At 72.2% G+C, this 14436-nt stretch carries 10 protein-coding genes and 1 pseudogene; 5 read left to right on the top strand and 6 right to left on the bottom strand.

Annotation, left to right across the window (positions count from 1 at the left end):
- Positions 1–59 precede the first annotated feature (59 nt).
- Positions 60–1505, top strand: a complete 1446-nt coding sequence (locus tag ACODNG_RS07155; RefSeq protein WP_434523012.1) for an MATE family efflux transporter — start codon at positions 60–62, stop codon at positions 1503–1505.
- Between the two features lie 63 nt (positions 1506–1568).
- Here the strand turns inward: ACODNG_RS07155 and ACODNG_RS07150 are convergent, their stop codons facing one another.
- Both ACODNG_RS07150 and ACODNG_RS07145 read right to left on the bottom strand, forming a co-directional pair.
- Positions 1569–1880 (bottom strand): hypothetical protein, encoded by a 312-nt coding sequence (locus tag ACODNG_RS07150; protein ID WP_121595368.1) that lies wholly within the window; start codon positions 1878–1880, stop codon positions 1569–1571.
- Positions 1881–1930: 50 nt separating this feature from the next.
- Positions 1931–3487 carry an alpha-isopropylmalate synthase regulatory domain-containing protein gene (locus ACODNG_RS07145; RefSeq protein ID WP_434523011.1) on the bottom strand — a complete coding sequence of 519 codons (1557 nt, stop codon included), beginning with the start codon at positions 3485–3487 and terminating at the stop codon, positions 1931–1933.
- Positions 3488–3812: 325 nt separating this feature from the next.
- Here ACODNG_RS07145 and ACODNG_RS07140 point away from each other — a divergent pair, with 325 nt between their 5' ends.
- Positions 3813–4301: a cupin domain-containing protein gene (locus ACODNG_RS07140; RefSeq protein WP_434523010.1), complete on the top strand. Its 489-nt coding sequence runs from the start codon at positions 3813–3815 to the stop codon at positions 4299–4301.
- 49 nt (positions 4302–4350) lie between these two features.
- On the opposite strand, the gene ACODNG_RS07135 is transcribed toward ACODNG_RS07140, so the two are convergent.
- The 4 genes and pseudogenes from ACODNG_RS07135 to ACODNG_RS07120 all read right to left on the bottom strand — a co-directional run bounded on the left by ACODNG_RS07135 (position 4351) and on the right by ACODNG_RS07120 (position 10600).
- Positions 4351–5046: a CRISPR-associated protein Cas4 gene (locus ACODNG_RS07135; protein WP_434523009.1), complete on the bottom strand. Its 696-nt coding sequence runs from the start codon at positions 5044–5046 to the stop codon at positions 4351–4353.
- 374 nt (positions 5047–5420) lie between these two features.
- On the bottom strand, positions 5421–6131 hold the full coding sequence (locus tag ACODNG_RS07130; RefSeq protein WP_434523008.1) for a hypothetical protein: 711 nt from the start codon (positions 6129–6131) through the stop codon (positions 5421–5423).
- Between the two features lie 50 nt (positions 6132–6181).
- A pseudogene (locus tag ACODNG_RS07125) lies at positions 6182–8195 on the bottom strand (type II secretion system F family protein).
- Positions 8192–10600: a type II/IV secretion system ATPase subunit gene (locus ACODNG_RS07120; protein ID WP_434523007.1), complete on the bottom strand. Its 2409-nt coding sequence runs from the start codon at positions 10598–10600 to the stop codon at positions 8192–8194. Before ACODNG_RS07120 ends, ACODNG_RS07125 begins: the two are co-directional and overlap by 4 nt.
- Before the next feature lie 290 nt (positions 10601–10890).
- On the opposite strand from ACODNG_RS07120, the gene ACODNG_RS07115 reads away from it, so the two are divergent.
- The 3 genes from ACODNG_RS07115 (at position 10891) to ACODNG_RS07105 (ending at position 14262) form a co-directional block, all read left to right on the top strand.
- Positions 10891–12069 carry an ATP-binding protein gene (locus tag ACODNG_RS07115; RefSeq protein ID WP_434523006.1) on the top strand — a complete coding sequence of 393 codons (1179 nt, stop codon included), beginning with the start codon at positions 10891–10893 and terminating at the stop codon, positions 12067–12069.
- A 101-nt stretch (positions 12070–12170) separates the two neighbouring features.
- Positions 12171–13157, top strand: coding sequence for a bile acid:sodium symporter family protein (locus ACODNG_RS07110; RefSeq protein WP_434523005.1), 987 nt, complete (start codon positions 12171–12173; stop codon positions 13155–13157).
- A gap of 52 nt (positions 13158–13209) precedes the next feature.
- A complete protein-coding gene (locus tag ACODNG_RS07105; protein WP_434523004.1) occupies positions 13210–14262 on the top strand; it encodes a zinc-dependent alcohol dehydrogenase family protein in 1053 nt (350 codons plus the stop codon).
- Positions 14263–14436 lie beyond the last annotated feature (174 nt).

The raw sequence follows: 14436 nt of genomic DNA, 5'->3' as shown, positions 1-14436 counted from the left end.
CCGGCGGGAGCGTCCGGGTCCGATATATCAATACCGCGGGCGACCGTCGGGTGCGACACATGGACTTCCCGCGGCTGCGGCGCGTCTGGAAGCGCGTGTTCTCGCTCGCGTGGCCCGTCATGGCCGAGCAGACGTTCCGCACCGCGATGCGGACGACCGACATCCTCGTCACCGCGCTGTTCTCGCCCGCCGCGGTCGTCGCGATCGGACTCGCCGACCTGTATGCCCGGTTCCCGCTGCGGATCGGGCTGGGGCTGGGCGGCGGCGCCATCGCGCTCTCCTCGCAGGACACCGGCGCGGGCGCCGCGGAGAACCGCGACGAGGCGGTGACGCAGGCGATCCTGATCGGCGCGCTCGCCGGGATCCCGTTCGTCCTCTTCGGCTTCCTCTTCGGCGAGCTCGCGATCGACGTGTTCGGCCGGATCGTCGGCGAGGAGACCTCGCCCGCGGTCGTCGACCTCGGTTCGACGTACCTCGCCGTCGTGTTCGCGACCGCCCCGGCGCGCCACGTCGCCCTGGTCGGCGCCCGCGCGCTCCAGGGGACAGGCGACACCCGGACGCCGATGTACGTCAACGTCGCCGCCAACTCCGTCAACATCGCCGGCTCCGTCGTCCTCGGGCTGGGGCTGTTCGGTCTCCCGCGGCTCGAGGTCCTCGGCGTCGGTCTCGCGACCGCGGGCGCGAACGTGCTCACGGCCGGGCTGCTCTGTGCCGCCATCTGGGGGTCGTGGACCGACGCCGAGTTCGCGTGGCCGCGCGATCTCACGATCGCGAAACAGCTCCTCGTCGTGAGCGCGCCTCGCGTCTTGGAGGGGTTCGGCTCCGAGATCGCGGAGTTCCCGTTCAACGCGCTCCTCCTCGGCTTCGGCGAGGCGGTCAACGCCGGCTTCCAGATCGGCCGCCGGGTGTACCAGCAGGTGACCGGCCCGCTCTCGCGCGGCTACAACGTCGCGGCGTCGGTGCTGGTCGGCCAGGCGCTCGGCGAGGGTGACCCGGAGGCCGCGCGCTTCAACGGATGGGCGGTCGCGAGCCTCGGCGTGCTGACGGTCGGAATGATCGGGATCGGACTCGTCGTCGGCGCTCCCCGGCTGGTCCCGATCTTCACCGACGACGCGGCGACGATCGAGTACGCGATCGACTTCGCGCGGGTGTACGGGGTCGCGGGCGCCGCGCTCGCCTGCTTCTCCGCCCTCTCCGGGTCGCTTCAGGGCGCCAGTGAGACGCGGATCCCCCTCGTCGCGCGCGTCTCGGCGATGTTCGGGCTGTTTCTGGGACTCTCGTGGCTGCTCGGGCGCACCGCCGGGTTCGGTCCGATCGGCGCGTACGTCGGCGTGTCCGCCGCCTACGTCTGGATGGCGCTCGTCGTCGCCGCCGGGTTCCGCTACTCCGGCTGGGCGACCCGCGCCGCAGACATGATGGACGCGCGCGGCTCCGGCCCGGACGCCGAGTCGGACGCGGGATCGGAGTCGACGCCGGATCCGGTGCCCGACGAGGAATCGTCGTAGACGCCGCCGCGGTCGACCGCGGCTCTCGCGGCCGACCGCCGCTCCCGTATCGCGGCCTCTCGGCTACGGTTCGCCGCCGAGCGACTCCTGTTCGGACCCTGCGTCGCCCCTGAGCCGCCGGCGGCGCTTGTCGTAGGCGGCCTCCAGCTTCGCGTTCGTCGCCCGCGAGACGAGGTAACAGTCCGCGTCGCCGTCGTCGCGGGGGTGCGCGCTCGCGACCCAGACGTGGCCGTCGCCGGCCGAGAGGTCGTCGGCCCACCGCTCGGCGGCCGCGCGGCTCTCGAACGCGTGGCGGGTCCCGTCCTCGAAGACGAGCCGTCCCACCTTCGCGTTCCGCTTTCGGGCCGAGGGTTTGATCGCGACGACGACGCTCACACCCGCGGATCGGACGCCGTCAGTTAAAAACCTCGTCAGACGCGGCGCGGTCAGTCGTCGGCGACGACGCCCGGCTCGGCGTCCGCCGCGTCCGCCTCCGCCGCCAGCAGGCGGTCGAGACCGTCGACCATCCCGACGACGCTCGCGCGGGTGATGTCCGCGTCCGACGCCGAGACGCTCACGGAGCGGTCGCCCCGCGAGAGGTCGACCTCGACGGTGACGACCGCGTCGGTGCCGCCCGTGATGGCGTCGACGTGGTAGGAGTCGAGCTCGAAGGTGACGCCGTCGCTCCCGCTTTCATGCTCGTCGCCCGCGAGCGCCGTCCGGACCGCCTCCAGTCCGGCGTCGACCGGACCGGCGCCGGTGCCGGAGGCGACGCGCTCGTCGTCGCCGACGCGGAGCCGGACCGAGGCGGTCGGGAGGTTCCCGCCGGAGGTCGCGGAGAGGTCGACCAGCTCGACGTGGCGCTCGCGCTCGCGGCCGCGGACGTCGTCGGCGACCGCGAGCAGGTCCGCGTCGGTGACGCGCTTGCCGCGCTCGCCCAGCTCCTTGACGCGGTCGACGACCTCGCGTAGCTCGTCGTCGTCGACCGCCACGTCGTGTTCGGCGAGGGCGGCCTTCACGCCCGCGCGGCCCGCGTGCTTGCCGAGGACGAGCCGGCGCTCCCGGCCGACCGTCTCCGGCGGGTACGGCTCGTACATCGTCCCGTCCTTGAGGGTGCCGTCGGTGTGGATGCCCGACTCGTGGGCGAAGGCGTTGGCGCCGCAGACTGCCTTGTTCGGCGGGAGCGCGACGCCGGTCGCCTCCGAGACGGTCCGGCAGAGCCGGTAGAGCCGCGAGAGGTCGGCGGTGTCGACGTCGTACGACTCGCCGAGCGCGATCGCGACCTCTTCGAGCGCGACGTTGCCGGCGCGCTCACCGACGCCGAGGACGGTGCCGTGGACGGTGTCCGCGCCGGCCTTCAGCCCCGCGTGGACGTTCGCCAGCCCGAAGCCGAGGTCGTCGTGGGTGTGGAGGCTCGTCGGGCCGAGATCGGCGAGCCGGGAGACGACCGCGGCGGTGCGCTCGGGATCGGCCGCGCCGACCGTGTCGCAGTAGCAGATCCGGTCCGCGCCGGCGTCGAGTCCGGCGCCGAGCAGGCGTTCGAGGTAGTCGAGGTCGGCCCGCGAGCCGTCCTCGCCCAGCACCTCGACCCACAGGCCGTGGTCTTTCGCGTACTCGACGAGTTCGACGGTCGTCTCGACGACCTCGTCGCGGGTCGACCCCACCTTCGTCTCGACGTGTTTGTCGGAGGCGGGGACGACGAGGTTCACGCCGTCGACGCCGCAGTCGAGCGCGCTGTCCACGTCCCGCTTCACGCCGCGGGCGAAGCTCGTCACGGTCGCCGAGAGGCCTTCGTCGGCCACGCGCCGGATCGCCTCGCGCTCGCCTTCCGAGGTACACGCCGAGCCGGCCTCGACGAGGTGGACGCCGGCGGCGTCCAGCTCGCGGGCGATGTCGACCTTCTCGCCGGGCGACAGAGAGACGCCCGGCATCTGTTCGCCGTCGCGCAGGGTGGTGTCCAGCAGCTGTACCTCGTCGAGGTCGGTGAGTGGTGTTCGGGTCAAAAGGGAGTCCGTCGGCTCTGCGGTGGTCTCGGGGTCGGTGCCGCCGCGGGGCGGTCGTGCCCCGGAGTCGTTATCGTCGGAGAATTTCGCGGCCAGCCGCCGCGAGGCGACTTCCTCTATCCTCCGAACGATCGCGAGTGTCTCGCGTCATTCGTACCCGTGCGAACGACGCACACACGTATAAACTGCCGGGTCGCGTCAGGAATGACCGAGCGATCGTCGCCGCGTACCGGGGGATCGCCGAGGATCCCTCGATGTGGTTCGCCAAGGATTCCTCAGTCACGCCCGGCGACAGGATTACGGCGCCGCCCTGCGAGCGATCCGCATGGAGCGAGTCGCGGTCGACGACGTCGACGTCGTCACGAACCCCATGGGCGTCCACGACCTCCGGAAGCCGGTGTCGCGCGCGCTGGGCACCGACCACGTCGCGATGAACTACTTCGAACTCGCGCCCGGAGACGCGTTCTCCGGCGGGCTTCACACCCACGGCGACCAGGAGGAGATCTTCTATATCCTCGCCGGCACCGCCACGTTCGAGGTCGGCCGGGAGCGCGAGCGCGTCGAGGTCGGTCCGGACGAGCTGATCCGCTTTGCGCCCGGCGAGTTCCAGTCCGGGTTCGTGTCCGAGGACGCCGACGAGGAGGTGGTCGCGTGGGCGGTCGGCGCGCCCGGCGCGCACCACGACTGGGACCAGATCGAGTCGATCGTCGAGTGCCGCGACTGCGGCGAAGAACGGATCCACGACACGAAACTCACCGACGAGGGGCGGTTCCGATTCACCTGTACCGAGTGCGGGACATCGTTTTCGCCCTGAAAGCCGTTCACAGCGCCCGGGACGACCACGCCGCGCCACCTCACCCGCCTCACCCCAGCAGCGACCGGAGCGAGCGCCGTCGGGTGCCGCACTCGGCGGCGTAGTCGCAGGCGTCACAGCGGTCGTCGTCGACGCGCGGCGGCGGGCCGTCGATCGACCGCGCCGCGCGGAGCGCCTTCCGGTACGCTGCCTTCTTCCGGAGCGTCAGCCGCACCTCGCGGACAACCCCTACCGCGGGGTACTCCACGAGCGCCCGTGGAATCTCGCGCTCGCGCTCCCACGCCAGCGCCTTCGCGATCCCGACCGCGCGGACCGCCTGCGGCTCCCACACGCCGGTCTCCGGCGGCTCGCCCGACGAGACGAGGGTCGGAACGGGGGAGGACGGCGCGGTGTCGTCATCTCGGTCTCTGGTCGCTTCGTCCGGCTCCAACACCTTGTGAACCGTCCCGTGACAGTCCTTCCCCGAGAGGAATCCGCGCTCGCTCGCGGGGTCGACGAGGCTCTCGTACTCGTCGCGCTCGCGCAACCGCGTCAGATTCCGCCGGTAGGCGGCCGGGGACCGGTGAAGCGGGAGCTGCCGAAGGACTCGATCCGGCGCGTCGACCAACTCGTCGTACCGGAACGCGAGGTCGATGCGCTCGCGCGCCTTCGGCGGGACGCTCCGCTCGTCGTCACGCCGAACGTAGTAGAGTTGGCGGGGGCAGTACGCCGCGCGAGCCAGGTCGCTGAACGGGACGAGGGTCACGCGACGGGCTGGCCGCGGCATTGGTTATAAAAGAACGACGGCGCGTGCCGGTGAGTGGCCCGGAGGGCCACGAACCGCACGCGCGAGGGAGTCAGTCGCCGGAGCGAAGCGGAGGGCGACTGACGAGGCTGGGGAGGCGTGAGGCGCGGTTGCTGTGCGGTGGGGCGGGACTCAAAGGGGCAGCCGCGAGGACGAAGCACACCGACGTAAGCACCACAGCGAGTGAGCGGAGCGAACGAGCGAGGAGCGCAACGAGGTGCGCGAGTCCTCGCGGCTGGGGCTTTGGAGGTGTTCACCGTCGATCCGCAGTCACCGGATTATAGCCGAGCGGGTGGGGCTTTGGAGGAGGTCACCGAGGATCCACAGCCAACTACTTATAAAGAAACGTCGGTCTCGATGTCCTCGGTCGCCTCGCGGAGGCCGTCCTCGCGGGCGTCGCTCGCGAGCGACCCCTCGATGTCGGCGTCGGTGAGCAGATCGCGGAACGTGTCGCGGAACCGGTCGTTCGTCCGCGTGGAGGTGAGGTCGGCGCGCGCGACCGCGGCGTACTTAGCGACCGCATCCGGCTCCGCGTCCAACTGCTCGGCGCACTCGACGATCGAGTTCCCGGCGGCGGTGAGCCGCTTCAGGTCGGCGTACTCGAAGGGCGGATCGGCGGTATCGCCTTCGCTCTCGTCACCGTCCCCCTCGACTTCCCGATCCGACTCCCGCACGAGGTGGAGGTCGAGACGCGCCTTGCGGACCGTTTCGGCGTCGACGTCGACGGGGTCTGCCTCGGCGTCGGTGTCGTCACCCTCGTCGCCCTCCCGCTCCGCGAGCGCGTCCCGAACCGCCGCCGCAATTTCGGCGTCGTCCGCGCCGCCGAACCGGCCGCGGGCGACCAGCGCGTAGGCGTCGTCGTCGAGTGCCGTCGAGAAGCCGTACCGCTCGCGCATCGCGGCGACGAGTTCGCGGAGGCGCTCGTCGGTCGCCCCCTCGTCGCGGTCGGAGAGGGTCCCCCGCGCCGCGTCCTGGCGCTCGGTGACCGTCTCGGCACCGGTGGCGTCGACGAACAGATCGCGGAGGTCGGCGGTCTTCTCGTCCATGGGAGCCGATCTACGCGGGCAGGGTGGAAAAGCCTCGCGTCGAGGCGACCTCACACCAGCCCGCCCACGGTAAAGACCACGTAACAGCACGCGACCAGCGCGCCCGAGTGGAGCAGCGCCGCGTACCGCCCGCGCGCAGCGGTGCCGGCGAACCACCCGGACGCCAACACAGTCGCCTGCGTGACGACGTACAGCCGGAATCGCTCCAGTTCGGGGTACACCCCTTCCGGCTCCGTCACCGCCTCCGACGCGGCCGCGATCTCGGCCAGTCGCGCGGCGTCGACGACCTGCGTGTTCACGACCGCGACGACGCCGGCGACGAGGACCGCCGCGGCCCAGCCGACCGCGATGTACGGCTGCGATCGACGAGCGGAGCGCGCGCTGCTCGCTGTACAGCCGCCCGACCTCGATCCGGAGCGTCTCGAACACGGCGTCGGCGTCGCCGCCGGCGTCGAGGGCGCCCGTGACAAGCCCGAGTGTCCGCGCCGCCAGCGGCGTCCCCACGCGGTCGACGAACCGCTCGATGGCGGCGCCGCGAACGTCGACCGCGGTCGATTCGCCCGGGGACTCAGGCGCCTCCCCGGTCACGCCCTCGGTCGCGGTCGTCGACCGCAGCGCGAACGCCAAATCCGTCACGTCGTCGTCGAGGACGCCGAGGTCGACGTCGCGAGCGACGGCGTCGACCGCCTCCGCGAGCGGGCGCCCCTGCGCGACGTGGCCCGAGACGGCGTGGACGAAGTCGGCCAGCTCGCGGTCCTTCGCGTCGTCGATCCGGGTGCGCCGCGCGGCGACCAACCCGACCGGCACCGCGAACGCGGCATAGCCGAGGAGGGCGACGTTGACGAGCGTGTAGCCCGCGACCGCGAGCCAGGCCGCGAGCGCGACCGCCGGTCCCGCGGCGACGACCGCCGTGCTCGCGGGGTTGCGCCCGGCGGTCGCGAGGACCGCCCGCGGGCTCGCCGGCACCTCGTAGCTCGCGCGCTGGCTCGGCGGCCGGAGCGTGCCGACCGCGACCGCGGCCGCCAGCCCGAACGCGACGAGGAACGCGACCGCGCCGTAGAGGACGACCGCCCGCGTCGGCACCACGCCGACCGGCGTGTCCACGGGCGGGAGCAGCTCGGGGATCACGACCGACAGCGCGGTCGCGCCGATGACGAGCAGCGCCGGCAACACCAGCACGGCGACGAACAACTCCGTGAGCAGTTCGAGGAACCGCCGGGCGCGCTTCCGGGCGCGGTCCTGCCGGTGCGAGAGCATCCGCCGTTCGGTCGCGAGGAACTCCGAGAGCGCCGCGTCGCCGGTCGCCGCGTGCTTCCGGAACTTGAGCAGGAACGGCGCGAGCAGCTCCCGCGAGGGTGTGTCGCGCGCGACCCGCCGCAGCCCCTCGTCGAGGCTGCCGGCGAGCCGGGCGGCGTTAAGCGCCTTCCGCAGCGAGGTGGCGGTGCCGCCGTACGCGTCGCCGTCGGCCGCCTTCCGGAGCATCGCCCGCGGCTCGTCGCTCCCAGAGGAGAGCAGTTCGAGGTACCGCACCGCCCCGGGGAGGGTGCGCTCGATGTCGGTCCGGCGCGTCGCGGCCACCCAGCGGAGGTGAAGCCCGGCGGCCGCGACCGTCGCGCGCTTCGCGAGGAGCGCGACCGCGACCGCGACGAGCAGCGCGGCCCGGTCCGTCCGGAGCGGCCCCACGGAGTCGGGCGTCGGCGCGGGCGTCGCCGTCGGTCCCGACGAGAGCAGCGCCGCGCCGAACCGGGCCTCGACCGCGGCCGCGACCGCGGGCGCCGCGCCGGCCGCGACGACCAGCGCCGGGAAGAAGACCGCGACCGCGACGACCCACGAGAGACCGTACGCCCGGGCGAGGTACGTCTCGAAGCCGGTGTCGAGCGCGGTGCCGCGGTAGCGCTTCCGGTCGGCGTCGTGCCGCCGGTCGCTCGCGTGGCGCGCGAACAGCGCGTAGCAGACGCGGTCGACGACCGCCAGCCGGCCGCCCGTCACGAGCGCCTCGTCCGCGGATCTGTCCTCAGTGTGGCGGTTCCCGGCGGCCGTCTCGGTCGCGCGGCGCCGGCTCACGGCCGCCTCCGGTCCGCGGCTCCGTCCCGATTCCCGTCGCCGCCCCGGTCCATCGTCCGGGCGGCGCGCTCGACGGTCGCGGCCTCGTCGGTGCGCAGGTCGGCGAGGAACTCGAAGAGCGCGTCCGGGTCGTCGACGCCGTCGCGCACGAGATACTCCACGTACCGGCGCTTCGAGGCGAACTCGGCGGCGACGGCCTCCCGGTCGCGGTCGGTCCGGCTCGCAATTCGGTCGAAGACACGGAACCGTGGACCGGTGTCGGTGCCGTCGCCCGGAGCGTCACCCGATCCGGTCGCGCCGGCCGCCGCAACCCCTTCGTCACCGTCGCCGCCCGGCGCGCCGGGGAACCGGAACGCCCCGTCGCCGTCGCGCCACGCGACCGTGTTGTACCGGACGGACTCGGCGCCGGTCTCGACGACGCCGGCGCCGCCCCGTTTCGGGTCGCCGGTCGGGCTTCGCTTCGCCTCCGGATCGAGTCCCTCGTACGCGGTCTCGGAGAGGGGTTCGATCGCCCGAGAGACGTAGCGGTCGCCGCCGACCTGTCGGGGGAAGACGACGAGGTCGACCTCGCGGAGCAGGCGGGCGGGCAGGTCCCGCTCGCGCAGGCGGTTGGCGAGGGCTTCGACGTCCTCCGCGTGCGTCGTGCCGATCACGCCGTGTCCCGTACTCAAACTCTCGGCGAAGGTCTCGAAGCTCTCGGGGGTGTTGATCTCGGCGATGACCTCCACGTCGGGGTTGAGGTAGTTCGCCTCGGTCATCAGCTCCGCCATCCCTACCGACTTGTACGCGTCCTCGTGGTCGCGGGTGGTGAGCGAGACGCCCGTCTCGTGCGGGAGCCGGACCTCGCGGGACCCCTCGTCGACTGAGACCGGACGAGCGTCGAACGGGATGAAGGGCGCGTGGGCGTTGAGCAGCGTCGTCTTCCCCACGCCGGTCGGGCCGGCGAAGAGGACGACCCCGCGGTGTTCGTACAGCAGCCACAAAAGCGTCACCAGGTCGACCGACAGCGTGCCGCGCTCGATCAGGTCGACCGGGGTGAGCGCGTCCGCGCGCTGCTTCCGGATCGAGACGTGCGGGCCGCCCTCGGAGATGACCGGGAGCGCCACCGCACACCGGATCGTCTGCGGCACCCCGTCGAGTTCGAGGTTTACCTTCGCGGAGGGCGTCGAGGCGTTGAGTTCGGTGCCGTCGCGGGCGGCGATCCCCGTGACGACGTTGACGAACGTCGTCTCGTCGTCGAACGTGAGGTTCGTCGGCACGCGCTCGCCGGCTTCGGGGGCGCCCTCGCCGTCGGAAGCTCCGGTCTCGCCCTCCTCGCGGCCCGCCCCCGAGAGGACCGACGCGCGCGGGACGACCTTCACGCGCTCGCCGACGCGGTTCGCCTCCACGTCCTCGAGGTGCGGGTCGCGGATCGGCACCGTCAGGATTCCCTCGCCGACGAAGTCGCGCAGCACGTAGTACGCGAGGTCGTCGAGGCGATCGCGGGCGTACCGCGAGTCGACCGGCGGCGCGGCCAGTCCCCTGTCCGCGAGCGCGGCCTTCGCCCGGTGGACCGCGGCGTCGAGCCACGCGCGGGTGTTGCGCGCGGTGAGCCGCCGCGAGAGGAACCGCCGGGCGCGGGCGGCGACGAACGACTCGCGGTCCTCGATCACGTCGCTCACGGTCGTCTCCCAGATCCGCGACTTGCACTCCTCGATGAGCGCCTCGTCGCCCGGCAACAGATCCGGCTCCAACACGGCGTACTTCGTCTCGAACGCGTCCGACCCGAGCAGGCGCTCGCGGTAGACGACCACCTCGATCGCGAGCCCGGCGAACTCCACCGCGTACTGCGCGAGCCGCTCGGCGGCCACCCGCTCGACGTAGTCGGCGTCGGCGTCGATCCCGGTCTCCAGCGGCGCGAACGTCTCCGTGTGGACCACCAGCTCGCGGTCGTCGCCCACGTCCGCGACCGCGATCCGATCGTCGAGCGCGACCGGCGTTAGCTCGCCCAGCAGCCGGAACTCCCGCAGCGCGTGGTAATCTATCCGGCGGCGCGCGGCCGCGGTCGCGTCGACCAGCCGGTCTATTGCTCCCGCGTACTTCGCCTCGAACCCCCGCTCGGCGCGCTCGACGACGCCGACCCGCGTGAGCGGGCGGCGGTGGCGCACCGCGGAGAAGCGCTCGCGGACGCGGTCGAGCGCGCGCCCGTCGGCGGGCGACAGCGGTGGTTCGCGAACGTCGTAGCCGAACCGGCCGCCGTCGCGCTCGCGGACCGTCGCCACCACGCCGGGCGCGGCCTCGTACTGCGCCCGGACGTCCGGCGCGTACCACGCCTCGGGGTCGTCCGGCGGCACCGGCGCGGGGACCGCGCCGCCCGGGTCGTCGTCCGGCTCGTCGACGATCCGGAGGGTCGCTCCGTCGCTCACGGCTCGGCTCTCCGCCCCGACCAGTCCGTCGCGGCGTCGCCCTCTCGTCTCCGCGTCATCGTTCGATCCGCGGGTGGCCGACCGGTCGATTTAAGGGTTATTTTCTCCCACTCGAGGGTAATTTCAAAGATTAAAAACGTATCCGCGGGCCCGCGACCCGTCGAACGCGGTTCGCGGCGTCTCCCGGCGTTCTCGCCGCCGATCCCGCGTCCCGGCTTGTCGCCCCCGATTCTTCGATTTGATACCGCGTCGCAAACGGTTAACCCCCGGCGACGGAGACCGGGTGATCAATGCGGACGACACGGCTCCGAAACGCCGCCGAACTCGGGCTGCTCGCGGCCGTGGGTCTCGTCCCGCTCGGCTATCACCTGATCTCGCTGTCGACGATGACCGATCCCGTCGCGATCGTGAGCGGCGCAGTGGTCCCCATCGCCTGCAGCGCGCTCGTCGTCGCCGCGACGGTCCCCGTCGCTCGTTCGCCGCTCTCGGCGGCGTACACCCTCCGCGTCACCGGATGGAGCGCGCTGGGAGCGCTGACGCTCGGCGCAGTCGCGCTGCTTTTCGTCACCTACGAGATGAGCCAAGGCCCGCCGCCGGAGGGACCGTTCGTCGTCATCGCCGGCGCGGCGTCGATCGGGTCGGTGTTCGGACTCGCGTTCGGGCTGACCGACGCGCGCCAGCAGCGCGCGCAGGACCAGGTCGAACGGGCGAACGCCCAGCTCACGGTGTTGAACCGTGTGCTCCGTCACAACATCCGGAACGCCATGACGGTCGTCAGCGGGCGGGTCGAACTCCTCGCCGAGCGCGTCAACGGCGGCGAGGAGAGCGCCGCCGTCGTGGAGGAGAATGTCGACCGACTGCTGTCGGTCAGCGAGCACGCCCGCCACATCGGCGCGGTGATCGGCTCCGAGGGTCCCGACGGTCCCGGCGACGTGGAGGCGGTGGTCGACCTCGTCGAGGTCGTCGACGGCGCGATAGAGCGGCTCGGGACCGAACACCCCGACGCCGAGTTCGACGCCCCCGCCGCGGCGACGTGCCGGGTCCGGGCGCACCCCCTCACCGAGGCCGTCGCCTCGGAGGTGATAGAGAACGCGGTGGTCCACGGCGGCGACGACGCGCCGCGGGTCTCGGTGTCGATCCGTCGGGTGGACGACGACGTCGCGCTCCGCGTCGCAGACGACGGGCCGGGGATCCCCGAAGAGACCGTCGAGACGATCCGGCGCGGCTACGAGACCTCGATACGCCACACGGACGGACTCGGACTGTGGCTGGTTCAGTGGGTCGTCGACCGGTCCGAGGCCGACCTCACCTTCGAGTCGAGCGAGGAGGGGCAGGTCGTTCGGATCCGGTTCGAGCGCGTCGAGGAGACGGCGGGAGTCCCCGCGGGTGACGACCCCGTCGGAAGCGGCGACGAAACCGCCGGGGACGGTGACGCGCCGACCACGACCGCGACAGCCGACGACGACTGACCGCCACCGCGCCGCCCGAGAGCGGGGGCGGCACCCGGGACGGACGGAGAACATTGCCCGAACTGTAGTCCCTTTCAGTCGGTCGCGTGAACGCCGACGGGATGACCGCACTGGACCGGCTCGAACGGGTGGGTGAGTTCACGAGCAAGTACTTCGTCCTCTGGGTCCTCGTCGCCTCCGCGGCCGCGCTGTACGCGCCGTCGGCGTTCACGCCCATCGGCGACTACATCACGCCGCTGCTCGGAGTGATCATGCTCGGAATGGGGCTGACGCTCACGCCAGAGGACTTCAAACGCATCGTCGAGCGCCCGCGCGACGTGGCGATCGGCGCTGCGGCGCAGTGGCTCGTGATGCCGACGCTGGCGTACGCGCTCGTCGTCGTCCTCGGACTCCCGTGGGAGGTCGGGATCGGGCTGATCCTCGTCGGCGCGGCGCCGGGCGGGACCGCCTCGAACGTGATGACCTACCTCGGACGCGGCGACGTGGCGCTGTCGGTGACGATCACGACGGTGACGACGATCGCCGCCCCGCTCGTGATGCCGGCGTGGATCGTCGCGCTCGCCGGCGAACAGATATCGGTCACCTTCGCGCAGCTGTCGGAGACCATCATCTGGGTCGTGCTCGTCCCGGTCGTGGCGGGACTCGCGCTCCGGCTCCTCCTCGACCGCTACGCGCCGACCGCGGCGAAGGTCGGGCTCTCGGTGTTCCCCGCGATCAGCGTGATCGCCATCGTCGCCATCGTGGCCGCGGTCGTCGGTCTCAACGTCGAGAACATCCTCACCGCGGGCGGGCTGGTCGCCGTCGCCGTCGTCCTCCACAACGGGCTCGGTCTCGGCGCGGGCTACGGGGTCGGGAAGCTGACCGGGATGGCGGAGGACCGCGCCCGGGCGTGCGCGTTCGAGGTCGGTCTCCAGAACAGCGGGTTGGCCGTCGCGCTCGCGACCTCCTTCTTCGACCCCATCGCGGCGCTGATCCCGGCGCTGTTCAGCGTCTGGCACAACGTGAGCGGCCCGGCGCTGGCGACGCTTTTCACCCGGATCGACGGCGAGCCGATCTCCGAGTACGCGCCGTCGGTCGGCGCGGAGTAACTCCGCGGGTCCGACCCGCGGCCTTTTGTGACGCGCGCCGGTAGCGGATCCCATGCGCGCAGCCGTTTTCAACGGACCCGGCGAGATCGACGTCGAAGAGCGACCCCGCCCCGAGATCGAGTCCCCGACCGACGCGATCGTCCGCGTCACCCACACCGCGATCTGCGGCTCCGACCTCTGGTTCTACCGCGGAGACAGCGACCGCGACGCGGGATCCCCGGTCGGCCACGAGCCGATGGGGATCGTCGAGGAAGTGGGGGACGACGTGACCTCCGTCGACCCGGGCGACCGCGTGCTCGCCCCGTTCGCCATCTCCTGTGGCGAGTGCGAGTTCTGCCGGAAGGGACTCCACACCTCCTGCGAGAACGGCGACTCGTGGGGCGGCGACAACGGCGGCGGGCAGGGCGAGTACGTTCGGTCGACCCACGCCGACGGCACCCTCGTCCGGGTGCCCGACCGTCACGCGGACGACGAGGACACCCTCCGCTCGCTGCTCCCCCTGACCGACGTGCTGGGAACCGGCCACCACGCGGCCGTCAGCGCGGGCGTCGAGGAAGGATCGACCGTGGCCGTCATCGGCGACGGCGCGGTCGGACTCTGCGGCGTCCTCGCGGCCCGCCGGCTCGGCGCCGAGCGGATCATCGCGGTCGGCCACCACGAGGACCGCCTCGAACTCGCCGAGGAGTTCGGCGCCACGGAGACCGTCTCCGAGCGCGGCGAGGCCGCCGTCGAGCGCATCCAAGAGCTGACCTACGGCGGCCCGAACCACGTGATGGAGTGCGTCGGCGCCGCGAGCGCGATGAACACCGCGATCGACGTTGTTCGGCCCGGCGGCACGATCGGGTACGTCGGGGTCCCGTACGGTGTCGAAGACGAGGGACTCGACGTGTTCGGCATGTTCGGTCAAAACGTGACGCTCGCGGGCGGGGTCGCCCCCGTTCGCGCGTACGCAGAGGAACTCATGGACGACGTGCTCCAGGGCACGCTCGACCCCGCGCCCATCTTCACCGAGACGGTCGGTCTCGACGGGGTCGCGGAGGGGTACCGCATGATGGACGAGCGCGAGGCGATCAAGGTGCTGGTGAAGCCGCACGGCGACGCGTAATTGCCCGCGAAAGCCGTCCTCCGCGCTGACTCTACTGAACCGATTTTTAAATGCTGGCGCGTGCCTCCGAGTGGCCGCCGAAGGCGGCCGCGAGGAGCACGCGCGAGGGAGTCGCGAACGCCCGCAGGGCGTGAGCGACGAGGCTGGGGAGGCGTGAGGTGCTGTGCGGTGCGA

Origin of the sequence: Halorubrum sp. AS12, from assembly GCF_051122765.1 — an archaeon.
In the GTDB taxonomy this organism is placed as follows: Archaea; Halobacteriota; Halobacteria; order Halobacteriales; family Haloferacaceae; genus Halorubrum; species Halorubrum trapanicum.
This window is presented reverse-complemented; position numbering and strand designations above follow the sequence as displayed.

Excerpts from the sequence above, each read along its gene's own strand:
- ACODNG_RS07155 (WP_434523012.1), top strand. The coding sequence starts at position 60 with ATGGACTTCCCGCGGCTGCGGCGCGTCTGGAAGCGCGTGTTCTCGCTC.
- ACODNG_RS07140 (WP_434523010.1), top strand. The coding sequence starts at position 3,813 with ATGGAGCGAGTCGCGGTCGACGACGTCGACGTCGTCACGAACCCCATG.
- ACODNG_RS07130 (WP_434523008.1), bottom strand. The coding sequence starts at position 6,131 with ATGGACGAGAAGACCGCCGACCTCCGCGATCTGTTCGTCGACGCCACC.
- ACODNG_RS07115 (WP_434523006.1), top strand. The coding sequence starts at position 10,891 with ATGCGGACGACACGGCTCCGAAACGCCGCCGAACTCGGGCTGCTCGCG.
- ACODNG_RS07110 (WP_434523005.1), top strand. The coding sequence starts at position 12,171 with ATGACCGCACTGGACCGGCTCGAACGGGTGGGTGAGTTCACGAGCAAG.
- ACODNG_RS07105 (WP_434523004.1), top strand. The coding sequence starts at position 13,210 with ATGCGCGCAGCCGTTTTCAACGGACCCGGCGAGATCGACGTCGAAGAG.